Consider the following 18,635-nt stretch of genomic DNA (forward strand, 5'->3'; position numbering starts at 1 on the left):
CTGTGCTGGAGAAAAAAATTTCAGGCCATTTTAAACACAATGACGCCGTTCGTCACATTATTGGCAATAAAATTTTGACCCGAATCCGGCAATTGGACGAGGTAGACTGCGGTTTTTGGGTTTACGTCTGCACCTTGCGCAGGAACTTGGCTGTGAAAGTGAGTTCCAGCAAGTCGATATTGGAAATTTCAATTTCAACATTCGTTTCGGAGGGTACTTCAGGTAACGAAGGCACCCGCGCAACCAGTGGCAGACAATCCAGCTTTACCAGGTTTTCCCTTATTACCTGTGCACCCGTTGTACTGACGTTCTCCTGCAATAGCCAGCGCAGGCACCAGTAGCGCTCCATGTTGCGCTGAAAATCTCCGTAGACCTCATAAGCACTTTCGAAACTTCGCATATATTGTTGCAGGCTCTCGCTCTCCCTCGTGTAAGGGGGCGTTTCGCCGCGCAAAAGCGCTACAAGCTGTCTTTGATTGATGAAGTCGACATAGCGCCGCATGGGCGAACTGATCCACGCATACTGTGAAACGCCCAAGCCCTGGTGCGGCGCCGGAGAGGTGCTTATCCTCACCTTGCCGCCACCCTGACTGCGATAAATGCCTGCCACGCCGCTGTCTGCAAGTTGCTTGCCCCATTCGGCGTTGACATAAATCATCAGTTCCGACACCACCTTGTCAATTGGCGAGCCCCGGCGGCGCGGACAGATGGTAATGTGATCGTCCGTGACATTGAAACAATAATCGATCCTCTCGTTATTGCTATCGTTGGTCTTCCCCCTGACCGCTTCCATCTTGAGCGCGAAATTCCATAGCGCCAGCAACTCCTTGCCGAAAGGATGATCAACATTTCCGGCCGCCAGGGCGTATTCGTTAAAATGCTCCTCCAGCGTGTCATGCCTAAGATTGGCTGCAACCCTTATCTGTTCGAGGCGGCTACTCGTAGCGAAAACCGTGAAATCATCCGCCACGTCGAGGTACATCGAGAGGGCCGGACGCAACTGGTTTTCGCACAATGTATAGTGCTGTATCACGGCCTCCGGCAACATCGTGATCTTGCTGCCGGGAAGATAAACAGTGGACAGACGCTGTGCCGCCACCGCGTCCAGGGGCGAATCCGGTGCGACTCCCAAGGTTGGAACCGCGATGTGTACACCGATGCGAAAACTGCCCAAAGTCAGCGGCGTGACGGAAAACGCGTCGTCGATTTCCGTAGTGGTGACATCGTCAATGCTGAAGGGAGTTACATCCGCTATCGGTAAATCCGCCGGATCGCTGAGCTCACTCGTATCCAATGCGCCAAAGTCAATGCCTTCCGGAAAATGCTCCATCAAAAAACGGTTGAGGTGGTAGTCGTGCGTAGAGGGGATCGCACCACATTTTTCCAGCAGTCGGGAAGCGCTCAGCTTGCTTGCAGCACAGGCGGTTTCCAGTGCTTTCCACTCGAGGCTGTTCTTGTCGGGCCGGTAGAGCAGATTCAGCAACAACGGCTTGAACTCTTCCGGCAGGGTAAACTCATTCAGTAATTGCACGTAGCGCGTCTGTTGCTCTGCTTGGCGGCGCCTTTTTTCCTGGCCCGCAAGTGCCGCCTCAAGCGCTTTCGGCGGCGCTGCCTTGTAGCGCCCACGGCCTTTCTTGTAGAAATACATGGGCGCGCTATGCAACCGGATCAATACCGCCGCCGCTTCCTCCGGTGTCGCTGTGTGGCCAAAATACTCCTCAGCCAGCGCATCACTGGCGAACTCTTCTTCGCTTTCGCAACATTCCCACAGAAAATTCGGATCCAGATCCTCCGCGGTTTTTTGCGCAAGATCCATGAACTCAGAGAGGGAAGGCGCGTTGAAGCGCAGCAGCACTGAGGCCGCCTTTATTTTTGCGCGCTTGCCGTGAGGCGCTTCCACCTGAAGCGAAGTCGTGTTATCGGCAAGAATGGCGCCCACCTTGAAGGTGCCTTCCTCTTCGTAAAAAACATTCATCAATGGTTCGCGGACAATACTGTTAAAAGTAACGAGAAGCGCAAAACGCGGGGTTCAACTAGCGTGACAACGGTAAATTATAGCCCCAAACGTAGACTCTCCAGAGATCGGAGGAACCCGCCCCGGCTTGAGTAAAGCGTTCACTACGTCGTGGACACCGATGGCCGGCATGGCTTCCCATCGGCTTCCAGTCCAGGATGCGGGACAGGAGGAGATCAAGACATCCCGAATTTGATCGTGATTTGAAAGAAAAGTTTTCTCTCCACTTCGATTTTATACAACCCAGCCGTGGGACGATTGACTGCGCCGCGTTGCCGCTTCCAACCCGAAACTCTTTGATACTTCCTTTCCCCCCTGCTGAGTCAGTTTCAAAAAAGATTCGATAAAGAATTTTCCTCAACAACACTGTTCTGGCCTTGCCGGATATTTCGCGGGAATCAACTATAATGATTTAAAGAACATTGCTCTTGCTCAACCTCGCTATTTACATTTACAGAAAGGGAGTCACAATGAAACAATCTCATGCGCCGGGGAAACGTCACACACTTCTTATTCCTGCTGCGTTGATGCTTGTGATTGTGCTCTTGCCTGCCTGCGCCGCACTTGACTCCGATCCGGACCGCGGCGCAACCACTGTCAAGGAGGATGTTTTTGGCGATCACTTCAGCACGGTAGAGTATCTCCCAAGCCAGAACTGGAAACCCTCCGACAGTCTCTGGTTTTATACCGTTACACAGGGATCGAACATGATGCCCTATGATTTTTTCATGGCGCTGGAGCGGCCGGGCACGTCCGAGTTGATCCGCGGTAACGAGAATATGAACAATCGCTACCGCTATCTCCCGCAGAAAGCCACGTCCAGTAATCCTGATGCACTCCCGGTCGGCTTCGTCAAGGATATTTACAAGGATGAAGAGTATATCGGCATAACCTGCGCGGCCTGTCATACGGGACAAATAAACTATAAGGGTAAAGGCATACGCATCGACGGTGGCCCGGCAGGGGCTGACATGGAAACTTTCATGGCAGATATTGTACGCGCAATGAAGGCTGCTCTAGAAAATGGCGAAGTCCGGAAACGTTTCGTGGAGAACGTCCTGGCCCGGGGAAAATATAAAACGGAGGAGGAAGTCGAGGCTGATCTCAGGAAGTACACCCAGCGTCTCACCAATTACATTACGATCAACTACAGTACGACACACTATGGTTTCGCGCGGCTGGATGCATTTGGACGAATCTATAACCGGGTCCTGGAACATACGGTAAACGTCCAGGCACTCAGGGAGCTATTGCGCGATCCAAATGTGATGAAAAAAGGCGTGATAAGCGAAGAAGAGCTGGACGCAATATTCCGCGATACTGAGAATGTGCGCGTTCTAAGCGGTGCGCAGCGTGACCGGATAGTTGAAAATCTCGTGAAAGCCTTGAACGAGAAGAAAGGGCGTGACGCACTCGAATCGCTCTGGAAGCTTAGGACAAAGCTGTTCAATATGCCTAATGCCCCAGTCAGCTATCCTTTCCTGTGGGACACTCCTCAGCATGATTATGTCCAGTGGAACGGGCTGACGGAAAATGCCGGGTTGAAGGCTATCGCCCGCAATGCGGGAGAGGCGATTGGCGTATTCGGAACGCTGGATTGGACGGAAAGAGAGGGATTTTCATTGCCGGCATTCATTACCGGCCAAGGTTTGTTCAGCAAGCACATCAGCTACGACTCTTCCGTTAATGTAATGAATTTGCGACGGATAGAGGCCCGCCTGCTAACCCTGCAATCTCCGCTATGGCCAGGAAATATCCTGCCGCGCATTGACGAGGCTCGTCTGGACAAGGGGAGATCGCTGTTCAATCAGCATTGCGTGAGTTGTCATGCGAACATCAAGCGCGAGGATCCGGATCGCCGCATCGTGGCGCATATGTCGAGAGCCACCGATGTCGGCACCGATGCTCAGATGGCGGAGAACAGCGTAAATTACCAGGGTTTCTCGGGCATACAACGAAATATGTATGTCGGCGCCGGTGGGGTGGGCGACATTTTGCTCAGTCAGCGCGCGCCGGTTTCAGCCTTGCTGACAAAAGCGACAATAGGGGTCGTCGCCAATCCCGAACCCGACAAGTGGTTCCTGCAGCGTTGGGGCGAGTGGGCCTATAATCTGGCGACAGGGTTTCGTGACAATGTAATCAAACCTTCGATCAAGCACGGCGATTATGATCCCGACACGACAGCCGATCCGGTTGCCTCGCTGAAATCGTACAAGGCCCGGCCGTTAAATGGCATCTGGGCAACTGCGCCTTACCTGCATAACGGTTCCGTACCTACGCTCTACGATTTACTGCTGCCGAAAAAGAGACCTGGAGACCCGGAAAGCGGGGAATACCGGCCTGATGAGTTCGTAGTCGGGTCGCGGGAATTCGATCCGGTCAAGGTTGGGTTCAAAAGCAGCGGTTACGAAGGCTTTACATTCAATACCAGGGGAATTTGGGACGACAGGACAGGAGGCTATACCAAGGGAAATAGCAATGCGGGGCACGAATATGGAGCGCGGCGCTTGGCCGACGAGTCTGACGGGCCTGCAGACCAGAAAATTAAAGAACAGTGTGAAGACGACAAGGTTAAAGACGAAGATCTGGATCCATCCATCAAGGACAAATGTCTGTATCCCATGTCAAGGGAAGACCGTTTCGACCTGGTTGAATACATGAAAACGCTATGATCCAATCCGCTGTAATTTTCCTATATTCATAACATACGAATCATAAGGGAGCTACCGATGAGTGAAAGCCGTTACCTGGAGCAGTATGACGCCGCTGCCGATGCAGATAAATCTCTGTTGGCCCGACGTTGGATCGATACGGAACCTTTGCCATTTTTCAAGGAATTACGGGAAAAACGGCCCATTCTGGTCACCCCGAAATTTACCCTGGTGACTCGTTTCGACGATGTCAGGGAAGTGCTGAACATGCCGAAGGTATTTACGGTTGAGCCCTACGTTTCGAAAATGGGCGATTATTTGATGATGCACGACGACGATGCATTGCATACGAGGGAAAAATCCCTGATGCAATGCATGTTGAATCGTGACGATTTGCCCGCCGTGCGCGAGATGGTGGCGAAGATTGGCAAGGAGATACTCGATTCCGCCAATGGAAGCATCGAAGTGGTGGGTAAATACTGCCGCATGGTGCCGGCCACCGTGGTACGGGAATATTTCGGGCTGACCGGCGCCAAGCGAGCTGACCTGATCGAGTGGTCTTACTGGAATCAGGTCGACACCTTTCACAACCAGCCGTTTGACTTGCTGCCTCCGGAAAAATCACAATATATCATTGACCGCCACAACGAAACCTCAAAAAAACTGGGTATATTCATAGTCGAGCTTATCGCTCGTCGCACCCTGCAGGTAAAAGCGGAACAGGTGACGCTTTCCACGCTCGTTCGGCTCGACGACGATATCGTAACCAGGATGTTGCGTACGGACTACCCAAAACAGCTGGATTTTGACATCAAGCGCCTGGGAATCAACGCGGGAGGTCTTTTAATTGGCGCAATCGAGACCACCTCCCAAGCAGTTGCCCAGGTAATCCAATATCTGATAGATCGTCCTGAATGGCTTGCCAAGGCAAAAACCGCGGCTCAGCATGAACAGCCTGCCGAATTTGATGGCATAGTCTGGGAGGCCCTGCGTTTTGTGCCGATCACGCCTTATTTGTTCCGGACCACCGCGAGCGATTACACCGCAGCCAAGGGCACGGGACATGAAACGGTTCTTCGCAAGGGCACTCATGTTCTGCCCGTCACCTTGTCGGCAATGTTCGATGAACGGGCGTTCGAGTCCCCCGATGAGTTCATTCCCCAACGCAATTGGTATAATTATTTTCACTTCGGGTTCGGCAGTCACGAATGCCTGGGACGCTACGTAGGCATGGTCATGATTCCGGAGATGGTGCGCCAGGTCCTGGACCGGCAGAACATCGCCGCTAAAGGCCTGATCGACTATAAGTCGGGACCTTTTCCTGAAGAATACCACCTATCCTGGACCGCATGAAGGAAATGCCGGCCTCAGCGCCCAAGTCGCGCTCAGGCCGGCAGTAATCCAAGGCAGTTCTCAGTCCTCTGCCCGGAGCGGCATGAGTAACTGACCGTTGGTTTCATCCAGGTTTTGAAGGACCGGATGCATTTGCATGAGGCGGCGCCGCTCCACCAGTAAACCGTACAGACGCTCCAGTTCAGCTTTCCGCCCGTCGGGGCCCGCTGAATCGAGTGCTTCTTTGACGCGGTTTACGTAGACTTGTACCCGCTTCCGCAGGTCATCAACCGAGTCCGGCGAGGTCAGCAGTTTGCGGAACTCGTCAGCATTGGTACCCGGCGCCGGATCAGCTTGATTAATGCGGGAGACTACCGCTTGTGTGAGCAAATCGTTCGTGGCATCCCGGGGTAGGGTGACGGGATCTACGCCCGGAGCAACCGGTATAAACTCGAACTGATCCGGCACGAACTTCAGCAATTCCGCGCGCGTGTCCGAGAAGACCGGCGCCTCCAAATCCAGCGACAGCACGGCGGCCAGGAAGTGTGGCGTAATAACGCCAAGTTGCAGTGCCTGATCAATGAGATCATTTTCCACGAAGCCGGGTTCCGGCACGAACCAGGCGAAGTGGGTATCGCCCCGCACCCCATTCAGGAGGAGTTTGAACTTCTCGACAAGGTCCTTGTTTTCCTGTTGACTCAGTTTTGCGAAAGTAGAAAACTCGTTCGCATTGGTCAGCTTGAGCCCGCCTAAACCTCCTGTGCCCCCGCCAGCAATCAGGTGATTGTTGAGGAAAAACGACGCCGGGATTTGTATGCCGAGTGTCGGGACAAAGTCGGCCGCGCTTCCAAACGGATGAATTCCTGACGTGTTGCGCGATGAGATCAGGTTGATTTCAGTCGCTTGAAACAAGGGTTTCAGCAGGCGGCTGCCTTCCAGCATAGTCATCCGCCCCGCAGTGGAACTGGAGGGGGTCCCGTTGGCGTCCTCGCGCTTCAGCATTGCGTTCAGACGCGCCCGGTTAAACCGCTTGAACGTGGGAATGAGAAAATCCGTCTCGAGCTTGTCTGCTGTGGAAAGACGCTCAAAGGGAGGCGTGTTGGCCGCTGGCCATTTGTTCGGATTAGACGAGTTCCCGTCGAGATAGTCCGCTACAAAGCTTCCCCCTACCCCGGCGTGCCAGTTGTTCCAGGGAAAAAAAAGCTCCTTCATGATCGGCGCGCCTGCCACATGGCATCGCAGGCAGGTTCCCGCCCGCTCCGCAGGGGTTTGCAAGTCTGCTTTTTCAGAGGACCCGCGAAACTTCCATATCATCGCACCTGTCGGCGAACCCGCGGAATCCAGCTTGTAATAGTTGTATCGCCCTCGTTGATCATCCCAGCCCCACGCTTCAATCTCGCTGTCTTCCGGGAAGCCGTCCGGTCCAAACGAGAGTGACAACATAACGTTACCCTTGAGCGTCTCGCCGCCATTCGCGCCGTCGAACGCTAACACCGCGCGCCGAAATCCCATCCTTGCCTTTTGGACGATACGTTCGCTAACCACGAATAAGTGCCGGTTAGAGGCGTTGGGCTGTATCGCATCCAGCACATCCGCAAGCATCACCTTGTCGGCCTTGTCCTTGAGTAGCAGGTTGAAGAATGGATCACCAAGGTTGGCAATTTCCGCAGCCGTCAATAGCTGGGGTTGAGATTCATTCCTCGTCTGTTTTAACTGGAGCGTGGACGACTGGGCATACGCGAAGCCAGGAACAAGCAATACGAATATCCCGGCAAGGACAATGGCACGTCCTCGTATTATTCCGGTAACCCGTACCCGAGATTGGTCAAGTAATGCAACAAATTTTCGCCAGGAGGCGCGCATCGCAATCACTCTGGCCCACGCGAACTGGACTCCACACCGACGCGCGCCCATTCGGGAAGCGCCGCGTCTGGCGCTGCCAGAACGTCGGCCGCAACCTGGAGCTTGCGGGCAATCTGCGCTCCGGTTCTAACTGGACTTCCGTCCACCGTTAACCCAGCCTCGATAGTCAGGACAGCTCGCCGTGCGTTCCTGCTCATTACCCAACTCCCCTGATTCTGGGCAGGATCGTTGATGTCGATCGTACTATTATTGATCCTCCAGACCCCATCCAATTTCACAATGCGCACGCCCGTCGGGTCGCGCAAACTCAATCCCAGATTACCCCGGACGCTCCGCTGTGCTGTAGCGCATAAAGCGGGATCAGAACTTCGGGCCGGCCCGCAGGCATCTCCAACGAGGGAGCAGGTATTTTCGGGAGTACCTTGCGTTCTGCGGACACTGCACGCTGCGAGTAAATTGAACAATGCGTTGAGTGTATTGAAGCGTTGGGTCAGGCAGAGTATCCCCTTCTCTCCGTTATTCCACGGGTTTTCCTGCAGATGAGCCCGAAACATCCGTGCTCGGCCGAGAGGCGGGCTGGAAGCAGCATTGAATCCCCGGCCAAACAGTTCTGCCACCGTCGGGTTCGCGCCGGGCATCACATCCTGAATTGCGTTCACTAAATCATTAAAACCGAGCGCAGCAAAAGCTTCAAAGTATTCCGGAAATTCCGTGGTAAATGTTACTTGCGTCAACCCGCCCTGGTTCGTTTCCGTGCGCCATTCCACGTATTCGTCCTGGTACTCGAAGCGGTCACGATCTATCAAGGCATCGGTCGCCTGTGCCGTTATAGGAAATGACGACCAGCCTACACTCACCTCTTGACTCGCCTGGCCACCTGACAACTGATCGAGCGCTTCGAGCCAGGTGAAACCGGAATTGACACGGCGCGCAAAGGTGTCATAGAACCCTTGCAACTGCTGCCGGAAGATGTCGGCTACGGCATTGTTATCGAGGAAATTTCGTCCTGCTGGATCCGAGTATGGGAACATGTCGACCCCTGCGTAGTGATAGGGAAACCAATACTGCCGCTACAGTGGTGGCAATGCCAGGAATTTATTATAGACAATGGTTTTCCCCCTGCATGTTTATTCCGCCGCGTTTTCAGCTCGACGATTGTTATGCAAGCATCAAGGCATCAAGAGGGCGTGAAGTGCGCCCTTATCTGGCGCCCGCCGCTTTGAGAAGTTTCACCACGTCCTGGTGGCGATACTTCGACGCCAGCATCAGCGCGGTAACGCCGTTACCTGCCTTGGCGTCTACATTGGCCTTCTTTGCCAGCAACGCCTTCACCACTGCAGCATCGCCAATCTGCGACGCCAGCATCAACGCGGTAGCACCGTTATCCAGCCGCGCATCCACGTTGGCCCCGGCTGCGAGCAGCATCTGTACTATCCTTGGGTGTCCCTCCTGCGATGCTTGCATCAAAACAGTGATGCCATCCTCCCTTCGTGCATTCACATCCGCTTTGGCGGCAATCAACTCCTGCACTACCTGTTCATGACCTTTCTGCGCCGCCCGCATCAATGCGGTAGTACAATTGCCCGTCTTCGCATTTACATCTGCCTTCGCGGCGAGCAGCATCTGCACTACCTCTTCGTAGCCGTTTTGCGATGCCGCTATCAGCGCAGTGGTCCCGCCGTCTGCCTTGGCGTTCACATTGGCGTTGGCATCGAGCAGCGCCTTGACCCTGGAGAGATCGCCTTTGCCAGCCGCGGTGACGAGTTCGCCATCATCCATACCGGCCCATGTGTTCGCGGATATGCAGATCGATATTATCAACATGCCTAAAACATGCTTATAGTTGCGCCGCTGGATTATTTGAATTCCGCTTTTCATGGCCAACCCCTCATATCCCTGATTTCAGTTCACAATAAAAACGGGTTACTTGATCTCGCCCCGCCATCGCCTGCCCTGCTTTCCCGTCTCGTCACTGTTGCGCTCCCGGAAGTGAACCGACCCAAGTTATCAAGATCAAACATCAAGTTCAAACGGCAAAATCCTGTCGCTTACCCGATCAATAAATACACTGAAGCTGGTGTTACTGTTTTTGGAGATTCAATGCGAAAGATTCTTTCATTACTATCATTGCTATCGATGGTTTCAGCAGCAGGAGCCGCGGATTACAAAGAGCACAACATACGTCCCGGCTTGTGGGAGGTTACGACTACGTCGATGCTGCTGGCTCTGGTGCCTCAAATTCCGCAGGACCAAATGCAAAAACTGACAAGCCTTGCCAGGCAATACGGAGTGGATGTGCCCCGAATCCAGGACGGGACGGCGACATCCAGGGTTTGCATCACCCAGCAAATGGCGGATCAGGAAATTCCATCCTATTTTCATGCACAACAATCCGGATGTGGCATTAAAAACGGGATCCGCATAGAGAACAGCTACAAAATGGACATCGTCTGCGCGAATCCCCAATTAAAGGGCAATGGACGAGCTGAAGGAACGTTCACGACTCCGGAAAGCTTTACGGGATGGACCATATTTAATGGTAGCGTACAAAATACGCCTGTCAACGAGCACGCGGACACCAATGGCCGATGGATCAGTGCAAGCTGTGGAACGGCAAAGTCGCAGTAGCCGTTTTCCTGCCGCTCGTCAACTTGTGGCGGCTTCGCCCACATTCTCGATCGCCTTGAGCAGCTTTTCGTGGATGCAGCCGAAGCTGCCGTTGCTCATGACGAGCACGTGATCGCCGCGGCGGGCGACCGCCGCCACGGATTCGATCAAGGGTTCGAGCGTATCGTGTGTCACAGCTTTCGCACCCAGCGCAGCCAGCGCCTCTTTCGCGTCCCAGCCCAGGTTGGCGTTATAGCAAAACGACAGATCCGCTCCTGCCAGGCTTTCCGCCAGGCTTTCCTTCCACACGCCCATCTTCATCGTGTTGGAGCGAGGCTCCAGCACGGCGATGATGCGCGCGCCCCTTGCCTTATCGCGCAGGCCGCCGATCGTTGTTCGGATCGCTGTTGGATGATGGGCAAAATCATCATAGACGGTGATGCCTCTGACTACGCCACGGATTTCCATGCGGCGCTTGACGTTCTTGAATTGCGTTAAGGCCGCAATAGCGGTATTCACGGGCACGCCGGCGTGGCGTGCGGCGGCCAGCGCAGCCAATGCGTTCATCCGGTTATGTTCTCCCAGCAGCGCCCAGTTCAAATTTCCCTGAGGTTTGCCTAAAAAGGAAATACCGACTCCGCCGTCCGCCAATACGCTGGCCCGCCATCCATGTTCCACTCCTATCCTTTCCACTGGCGTCCAGCATCCCCTCGATAGCACACGCTCGAGATTCTCCTCGGTGCCATTGGTGATGATAAGACCATTGCCGGGTATCACGCGTATAAAATAGTGAAACTGCTGCTCGATTGCAGCAAGATCCGCGAAAATGTCCGCATGATCAAATTCGAGGTTATTGAGAACGGCGGTTCTGGGACGAAAATGGACAAGCTTGGAGCGCTTGTCGAAAAAAGCGGTGTCGTACTCGTCCGCTTCGATGACAAAAAAACTTGAACCGCCCAGTCTGGCTGACGTCCCGAAATTGCCGGGTATGCCCCCGATTAGGAAGCCCGGCTCCATTCCGGCATATTCGAGAATCCATGCCAGCATGGAACTCGTCGTTGTCTTGCCGTGAGTACCGGCGACAGCCAGAACCCATTTTTCGCGCAGGACGTTCTCCGAGAGCCATTGAGGACCGGAAGTATACGGAAGGTTCCGGTTGAGAATCTCCTCCATGAGCGGGTTGCCGCGTGTTACCACGTTGCCCACCATGAACAGGTCGGGATTCAGCCCGATTTGATCCCGCGAGTACCCTTCGACCAGTTCGATGCCCTGCGCATTCAACTGAGTGCTCATGGGTGGATAAACGCCTGCGTCGCAGCCCGTAACCTTATGACCCGCTTCTCGCGCGATTGCGGCGATCCCGCCCATGAAAGTTCCACAAATGCCGAGAATATGAATATGCAAGTTCTACTCCTGAATATGAAATGAATTTCTCGCCAGTACACGTAGGAGTAAGATTATCGGCCTTAATCAGCACTACGTGAAAATGGATTACAAATGGATTTGTTGCGGCAAATCGGCGCCGCACCTCAGTTGGCAGCCTGGACCGCCTCTGGACGTCACACTTGGGCGCCGACAGAGCACGGCGCACGGCCAGCGCTCTAATATCCGGCCGTTCTTCAGTGACTCCGCCAACCCCTATTTCACGTACTGGAACTACAACTTGAAGCCGGTCTCTCCTTAAACATCATCCCCGCGCCTGTCTGTGTACCGCATTTTTCAACGTATTCCCATGCACCGCCTGCCGCTGTCACCGCCTATTCATGGCTTGTCTCCCGTTTTTTGTTACACTTACGGCTTTGTCCTCCCTTATTTCACCATCAAGGCCAGCTGAGCATCAGGCTCAGCGCGCGACGCCCTCGATTTCCACTCCAATACGCTACGTGTCCTCACGCTTCAATACCTGCGGTGCGAGACTGGTATATCTGAAAACGGCGATTCATCGGTACCGGGATGATGGCTTTTTCAGGTTGAATATCCTCCCATGAAATCGCGTTTTTCCCGTCCCGTTTGCTGGTCTGTTTTTATATTTTGTCTTGCGTGTAACGCACGCGCGGAAACGCCAGCGCCCGCCTCGAAAAACAAATACGAACGAATGGTGCCGCGGGGCCAGGCGGAAATCAACGGCGACAAGCCTGTGCTTATCGACAACGAGCGCATACAGGGCCACCACGAATATGAGGCCGGGGCCGAGGGCGAGGCCGAGCTGCGGCGACGTCATGTTATCTCGGCCGACCCCGCGAAATCCGGGCAAAAAACCGAAGGCACGGCCGAAAACAATGTTTCTCCTGAACGAGCCCGTGGTACGCCGGAGGCACCGGAAGCGCCTGGGACCGCCGGAACCGGTTCGCAGCAGAACTATACACGATCGCCAGCGTTAAAAAGCGAGCCCACCCCTGCCGGCTCGCCAACCGAGGCGGAAAATCGGGAAAACAGACCCGCGGCGGGTGGGGCTGAGCGCTTGACTGGGCATGCTGTGCAAGAAGATGAAATCACATTGCGCGGCAGCCAGCGCGGCGGCGTTGCATCGCAGGTATCAAAACGCGCCGACAAGGGGGCAACGCCGGGAGCCGGTATCGAAACAGAAGGAGACAAGCCGACGTTTGCCGAGGCTGAACGCATCCGTGGCCACCTTGAACAGGGCGTGGATGAAAAACTCCGCTTGGGCGGCCAGGGTGAGCCGGAAACAGAAATCAGGGTGGCAACACCCGGTGAGGATACAGGGCCGCCCAAAACCAGACCGATATTTGTGACAGCGGAGCGCTTGCAGGGGCACACGGACAAGGAAGTCGAGGCAATAGGCAGGGCCGAGCTTTCCAACGGCGAACAGTTTATCTCGGCCGACCGGTTGAAATATTATCAGGATACCGACGATGCCGAGGCAGAAGGCAGTGTGCGCGTTGAACAGCGTGGGGACATACTGGAGGGTTCCAAGCTCAAATTCAACCTGCTGAGCAAAACCGGCGAGCTCAGCGAACCCCGCTATCGTTTAAAGGATGCCAGCAGCCGGGGTTATGCCGACTCGCTGCTGCTGGAAGGTGAGAACCAATATCGGCTCAAACAGGCTACTTATACCACCTGCCCAGCCGGAGATGACGATTGGTACCTCCAGGTGGCCGACCTGAAGCTGAATGACGAGGAAAAGGAAGGTACCGCCCGGAGGGTTAAACTGACATTCAAGGACGTGCCGATCCTGTATACCCCCTGGATGAATTTCTCATACAGCGGGAAACGTAAATCGGGGTTGCTTGCGCCCACCTACGGCACCAGCGTGAGAACCGGGCTCGAACTGACCCTGCCCTTCTACTGGAACATCGCGCCCAATTACGACGCGACATTCTCGGCGCGCACGATGTCCAAACGGGGCGTCGCGCTGAACAACGAAGTTCGTTATCTGGGCAAAAACTCAAGCAGCAATTTGCTGGTTGATGTGTTGCCGTATGACATGGATACCAAGGAGAGCCGCTGGCGCACAACCTTCGCGCACAACCATAACCTGGGAAACGGCTTTTCCACCCGTCTTGACTATAACCGGGTTTCGGATGACGCCTATTTCCGCGATCTCGGCAACAGCCTGAATCTGACCTCCAGGACCAACCTGTTGCAGCAGGGCTTGCTTTCCTACAATCGCGGACTCGGAGACGACGGCACACTGAATGTCACTTCGCTCGTACAGAGTTTCCAGACAATTCAGGATCCTCTAGCTTCCATCGTCGTCCCCTATAAGCGCCTGCCGCAAGTTGCTTTCATCGCAAACAAACCGGACGTTTTCGGAGCCGAGCTGAATCTTATCGGAAGCTGGACTAATTTTTCCCATCCCACGAGGATAAACGGCAATCGCGCCGTCATTTTTCCCAGCATCAGCTATCCGCTTCGCAACGCATTTGGTTACATTACGCCCAAGGTTGGCATACACCATACCCGTTATGACCTGGATGCCAACGCTGCGACACCGGAGGAAAATCCCGAGCGAACCTTGCCGATAGTCAGCATGGATAGCGGGGTTGCATTCGATCGCGAGATAGAACTGCGCGGTGAACGGTTCACCCAGACTCTGGAGCCACGCCTCTTCTATGTGTACGTGCCATTCCGCGAGCAGGGACATCTCCCTAATTTTGATTCCGCCAAGACTGACTTCAGCTTTGCTCAGATGCTGACCGAAAACCGCTTCAGTGGCAGCGATCGTATCAACGATGCGAATCAGGTGAGCTTCGCGCTGACTTCACGCCTGATAGAACCTGGTACCGGGAAAGAGCGTTTGCGTGTTGCCGTCGGCCAGCAACTGAGCTTTATCAATCGCCGCATATCGCTGGACGCGCCTGAGACTATTAACCGCCGGCCGGATTTTGTCGCCGCCGTAACGGGCTTCATCACGCCTACCATCAGCACCGATAGCAGCGTGCAATTCGATCAGACCCGATTCATGGCCGACGTGGTACGTTCAGGATTGAGCTATCGCCCGGAACCCGGCAGGGTAGTAAATTTTGGCTACCGTTTTACGCGGGATGTGCTGCACCAGGTGGACGCCTCCAGCCAGTGGCGTTTTTCCGAAAGATGGCAAACCGTGGCCCGCCTGAACTATTCGCTACAGGATCAGAGAATTCTGGAAGGACTGGCGGGACTTGAGTATAATGCCTGCTGCTGGTCCTTGCGATTCGTGGTCCAGCATCTGACCCTTGCCACTCAGAGAACGACAACCGCGGCTTTTTTGCAACTTGAGTTGAACGGCCTGATGCAGATCGGCTCAAACCCGCTAACGGTGTTGCAGCGCAGCATTCCCGGATATACCAGAACCGGTAGCCAGGGAAGCGGTTTTATAGAAGGGCCGTAGACGGAACCTCAAACTGTCACTCTTCGCTTGAATCACATCATTCCGTTCCTCTGCAATTCTGATAATGCTTAATTACATGGGTGCGAAATTTTTGTCACGTCCCCTTGTTTCCCCTATTCGGCTGGTGCTTCTGGTCGCCTTGGTGGCGATTGCCCAGACGCCTGCTCATGGTATCGAGACCATTGATCATATTGTCGCGGTTGTGAATGAGAACGTGGTGACACGTCATGAACTGGATGAGATGCTTAAAGCCACGCATAAGCAATTGCAGAAACAGGGAGTACAACCCCCTCCCCCGGCTGTAATGGAAAAGCAGCTCCTGGAGCGTATCATTGTCAACCGGGTCCAGTTGCAACTTGCGAAAGAAACAGGCTTGACTGTGAGCGATACCGAGCTCGACCAGACCCTGCGCCGCATCGCCCAGGAAAACAAAATGTCGATACAGGAATTTTATAACGCACTGGAGCAGGATGGGATCAGCTTCAACAAATTCCGCGACGAGATTCGCGACGAGATCATTCTGGTGCGGCTGAAAGAACGCGAGGTAAGCAACCGGGTGAGTGTGACCGAGGGAGAAGTCGATAGCTATCTCGAAACACAGGATGACCCCTCCGTCAATAACGACGAATACCGGATTGCCCACATTCTGGTGCAGGCGTCGGAGGGAGCCCCTCCCGAACAAATCGAGGTCAGGCGGCAGCGGGCGGAAGCCGCTCTGGAGCAACTAAAAAACGGCGCCGACTTTTCCCAGGTAGCCGCGGAATTTTCGGATGCGCCTGACGCGATGGAGGGCGGCTTGCTGGATTGGCGGCCCGCTGCTCAACTCACAAAAAAATTCGCGGAAATACTGGTTTCGACGAAGCCCGGCGAAGTGACGCCGATAATTCAGTCCCCAAACGGCTTTCATATTCTCAAGCTGGTTGATCGACGCAATCAAAACAGCGCAGTAACAATAGTGGATCAGACTCATGCTCGCCATATTCTTATAAAAGTCAGTGAACTTACATCTGAAACCGACGCCCGGCGGCGTATAACGGATTTGAAAGAACGCCTGGAAAATGGCGCGAAATTCGAGGAATTGGCGAAAGCGCATTCTGAAGATTCGACCGCCCCGACGGGCGGCGATCTGGGCTGGGTATCGCCCGGGGATACGGTGCCGGAATTCGAGCAGGCCATGAAAGCGCTAAAGCCCGGAGAAATCAGCGAGCCGGTCCAATCGCCATTTGGCTGGCACTTGATTCAGGTTATCGAGCGCCGTAGCCAGGATGTCAGCCAGGAGCGGCAGCGTCAAGCTGCACGCCAAGCGATACGAGCCCGCAAGGCGGAAACTGCCTTTCAGGAGTGGCTGCAGCGGCTGCGCGACCGGGCGTACGTCGAATACAGGCTGGAGGAAGGTTAGGATCAAAAATCTCTGGCCAGCCATCAGCACTGATGGCGCCATGAACTCAAACGCAGGGAACCAATGGCCCCGCTGATCGCGCTTACCGCAGGCGAACCTGCGGGAATCGGCCCGGACTTGTGTGTGCAGATCGCCCAGCTGAATCTGCCGTGCAAACTGATCATCATCGCGGACCGCGGATTGCTGCAGGAACGTGCCCGCCTACTGCAACTTCCGCTGACGATAAGACACTACCCGCCTCTTCCGGAAACGCGGCAGGAATCCGGCAGCCTGCAAGTACTGCACGTGCCGCTCGCCAAACCCGCTACCCCCGGCAAACTGGATGCGGCCAATGCTGGTTATGTTCTGAAGACGCTGGAACGTGCCGTCGACGGATGCAGTAAGGGAGAATTCTCGGCAATAGTCACCGCTCCGGTACATAAAGGCATTATCAATGATGGCGGCATAGCCTTTACCGGTCACACCGAATTTCTTGCGCAACTTACAAACAGCCGGGTAGTGATGATGCTCGTCGGCGGCAGTATGAGAGTAACGCTTGCCACTACCCATCTGCCGCTCAGGGATGTGGCAGCGGCAATCACGCCTGAAACGCTCGACGAGAAGCTTCGCATCATTCAGCACGACCTGACGATGCGCTTTGCCATTCCCAGTCCCCGCATCGCTGTCGCCGGATTAAATCCTCATGCGGGCGAGTCCGGGCATCTTGGCAGGGAAGAGCTGGACATCATCATTCCTTCTCTCGATAAGTTGCGCGCGGAAGGCATGGACCTGATCGGTCCGCTGCCGGCGGATACCCTGTTTAATCCATCGAAGCTGAAAGATTATGATTGCATATTCGCCATGTACCATGACCAGGGACTGCCGGTGCTGAAATACGCCAGCTTTGGCATGGGCGTCAACGTGACACTGGGACTGCCGATTATCCGCACTTCGGTGGACCATGGTACTGCCCTTGATTTGGCGGGCACTGGCCGAGCCGATCCCGGTAGTCTGATGGCCGCGATCGAGATGGCGGTGTTGCTCGCCGGGAATAAACGATAGTTGTCTGGATGCGCGCGAGTCAAAGAAGAAAATAATACCAACAGCTGGAAATTTTCCACGCTACCGGATAAAAGATTCAAGTCATGCGCCATATTCCCCGCAAGCGCTTTAGCCAGAATTTCCTGGTTGATAAGCAGATTATCTCGGACATCGTCCGCGCCATTCATCCTCGCGAGAACGATCTTCTGGTAGAAATCGGGCCGGGGCTTGCCGCGCTCACGCGGCCCCTGCTCCATGCACTCGGTCATCTGCATGTGGTGGAGATCGACCGCGATATCGTCGAGCGTTTGCGCCGGGAGTTTTCTGAAAAGAAATTGACGATACACACAGGTGATGCACTCGAGTTCGATTTTTCCGCCATCGGAGACGATATCCGGGTGATAGGGAATCTGCCCTACAATATTTCCACGCCCATCCTGTTTCATTTGAGCAAGTTCGCGGAAAACATCCGGGACATGCATTTCATGCTGCAAAAGGAAGTGGTGGCGAGAATGATCGCTACGCCCTCCACGTCGGATTACGGACGGCTTTCGGTCATGCTGCAATGCCGTTTCGAAATGGAACAGCTGCTTATCGCCCCCCCCGAGTGCTTCGATCCTGTTCCTAAAGTGGAGTCGGCTGTCGTCCGTATGGTTCCGCTGAGTCAACCTCCCGTTGAGGCGGGTAAAGAAAAATTATTTGCCGGTATTGTCTCCGCCGCATTCTCGCAGCGGCGTAAAACCCTGCGCAACACGCTGCGTGATTATCTCAAGCCGGAGGACTACCTGACGCTAGAGATTGATGCCGGCCAACGGGCAGAGAACTTATCGGTAGCGCAGTTTGTAGCAGTGGCTCACCACCTGAGTGGACGATAGCTCTGCATGGCGAAAGACCTGGTTATGGATATTTCCGGGGAAT

The 18,635-nt window shown here is 54.6% G+C and carries 12 protein-coding genes; 7 read left to right on the top strand and 5 right to left on the bottom strand.

Going from position 1 to position 18,635, the window contains the following annotated elements; translation table 11 throughout:
- Positions 1-121 precede the first annotated feature (121 nt).
- Complete coding sequence (locus tag BMZ14_RS06510; protein WP_074795971.1) at positions 122-1,975, bottom strand: ribonuclease catalytic domain-containing protein; 1,854 nt, start codon at positions 1,973-1,975, stop codon at positions 122-124.
- A gap of 509 nt (positions 1,976-2,484) precedes the next feature.
- Here BMZ14_RS06510 and BMZ14_RS06515 point away from each other — a divergent pair.
- Positions 2,485-4,686, top strand: a complete 2,202-nt coding sequence (locus tag BMZ14_RS06515) for a di-heme-cytochrome C peroxidase (protein ID WP_074795973.1) — start codon at positions 2,485-2,487, stop codon at positions 4,684-4,686.
- Positions 4,687-4,743: 57 nt separating this feature from the next.
- Positions 4,744-6,018, top strand: coding sequence for a cytochrome P450 (locus BMZ14_RS06520; protein ID WP_074795975.1), 1,275 nt, complete (start codon positions 4,744-4,746; stop codon positions 6,016-6,018).
- A gap of 60 nt (positions 6,019-6,078) precedes the next feature.
- Here BMZ14_RS06520 and BMZ14_RS06525 read toward each other — a convergent pair whose 3' ends face one another.
- The 3 genes from BMZ14_RS06525 to BMZ14_RS06535 all read right to left on the bottom strand — a co-directional run bounded on the left by BMZ14_RS06525 (position 6,079) and on the right by BMZ14_RS06535 (position 9,738).
- Positions 6,079-7,911, bottom strand: a complete 1,833-nt coding sequence (locus BMZ14_RS06525) for a hypothetical protein (protein ID WP_143071917.1) — start codon at positions 7,909-7,911, stop codon at positions 6,079-6,081.
- Positions 7,866-8,891 (bottom strand): hypothetical protein, encoded by a 1,026-nt coding sequence (locus BMZ14_RS06530; protein ID WP_074795977.1) that lies wholly within the window; start codon positions 8,889-8,891, stop codon positions 7,866-7,868. Before BMZ14_RS06530 ends, BMZ14_RS06525 begins: the two co-directional genes overlap by 46 nt.
- A gap of 169 nt (positions 8,892-9,060) precedes the next feature.
- On the bottom strand, positions 9,061-9,738 hold the full coding sequence (locus BMZ14_RS06535; protein ID WP_074795979.1) for an ankyrin repeat domain-containing protein: 678 nt from the start codon (positions 9,736-9,738) through the stop codon (positions 9,061-9,063).
- A 222-nt stretch (positions 9,739-9,960) separates the two neighbouring features.
- Between BMZ14_RS06535 and BMZ14_RS06540 the strand changes: the two genes are divergently transcribed.
- Complete coding sequence (locus tag BMZ14_RS06540) at positions 9,961-10,488, top strand: DUF3617 domain-containing protein (protein WP_074795981.1); 528 nt, start codon at positions 9,961-9,963, stop codon at positions 10,486-10,488.
- 18 nt (positions 10,489-10,506) lie between these two features.
- Here BMZ14_RS06540 and mpl read toward each other — a convergent pair whose 3' ends face one another.
- Positions 10,507-11,871, bottom strand: a complete 1,365-nt coding sequence (mpl, locus tag BMZ14_RS06545) for a UDP-N-acetylmuramate:L-alanyl-gamma-D-glutamyl-meso-diaminopimelate ligase (protein ID WP_074795983.1) — start codon at positions 11,869-11,871, stop codon at positions 10,507-10,509.
- A 580-nt stretch (positions 11,872-12,451) separates the two neighbouring features.
- Between mpl and lptD the strand changes: the two genes are divergently transcribed.
- The 4 genes from lptD to rsmA all read left to right on the top strand — a co-directional run bounded on the left by lptD (position 12,452) and on the right by rsmA (position 18,592).
- Complete coding sequence (gene lptD, locus BMZ14_RS06550) at positions 12,452-15,298, top strand: LPS assembly protein LptD (protein WP_074795985.1); 2,847 nt, start codon at positions 12,452-12,454, stop codon at positions 15,296-15,298.
- A 76-nt stretch (positions 15,299-15,374) separates the two neighbouring features.
- On the top strand, positions 15,375-16,697 hold the full coding sequence (locus BMZ14_RS06555; protein WP_074796522.1) for a peptidylprolyl isomerase: 1,323 nt from the start codon (positions 15,375-15,377) through the stop codon (positions 16,695-16,697).
- A 63-nt stretch (positions 16,698-16,760) separates the two neighbouring features.
- Positions 16,761-17,738 (top strand): 4-hydroxythreonine-4-phosphate dehydrogenase PdxA, encoded by a 978-nt coding sequence (pdxA, locus tag BMZ14_RS06560; protein WP_074795987.1) that lies wholly within the window; start codon positions 16,761-16,763, stop codon positions 17,736-17,738.
- An 83-nt stretch (positions 17,739-17,821) separates the two neighbouring features.
- A complete protein-coding gene (gene rsmA, locus BMZ14_RS06565; protein WP_074795989.1) occupies positions 17,822-18,592 on the top strand; it encodes a 16S rRNA (adenine(1518)-N(6)/adenine(1519)-N(6))-dimethyltransferase RsmA in 771 nt (256 codons plus the stop codon).
- Positions 18,593-18,635 lie beyond the last annotated feature (43 nt).

Origin of the sequence: Nitrosospira briensis (assembly GCF_900115125.1) — a bacterium.
In the GTDB taxonomy this organism is placed as follows: Bacteria; Pseudomonadota; Gammaproteobacteria; order Burkholderiales; family Nitrosomonadaceae; genus Nitrosospira; species Nitrosospira briensis_A.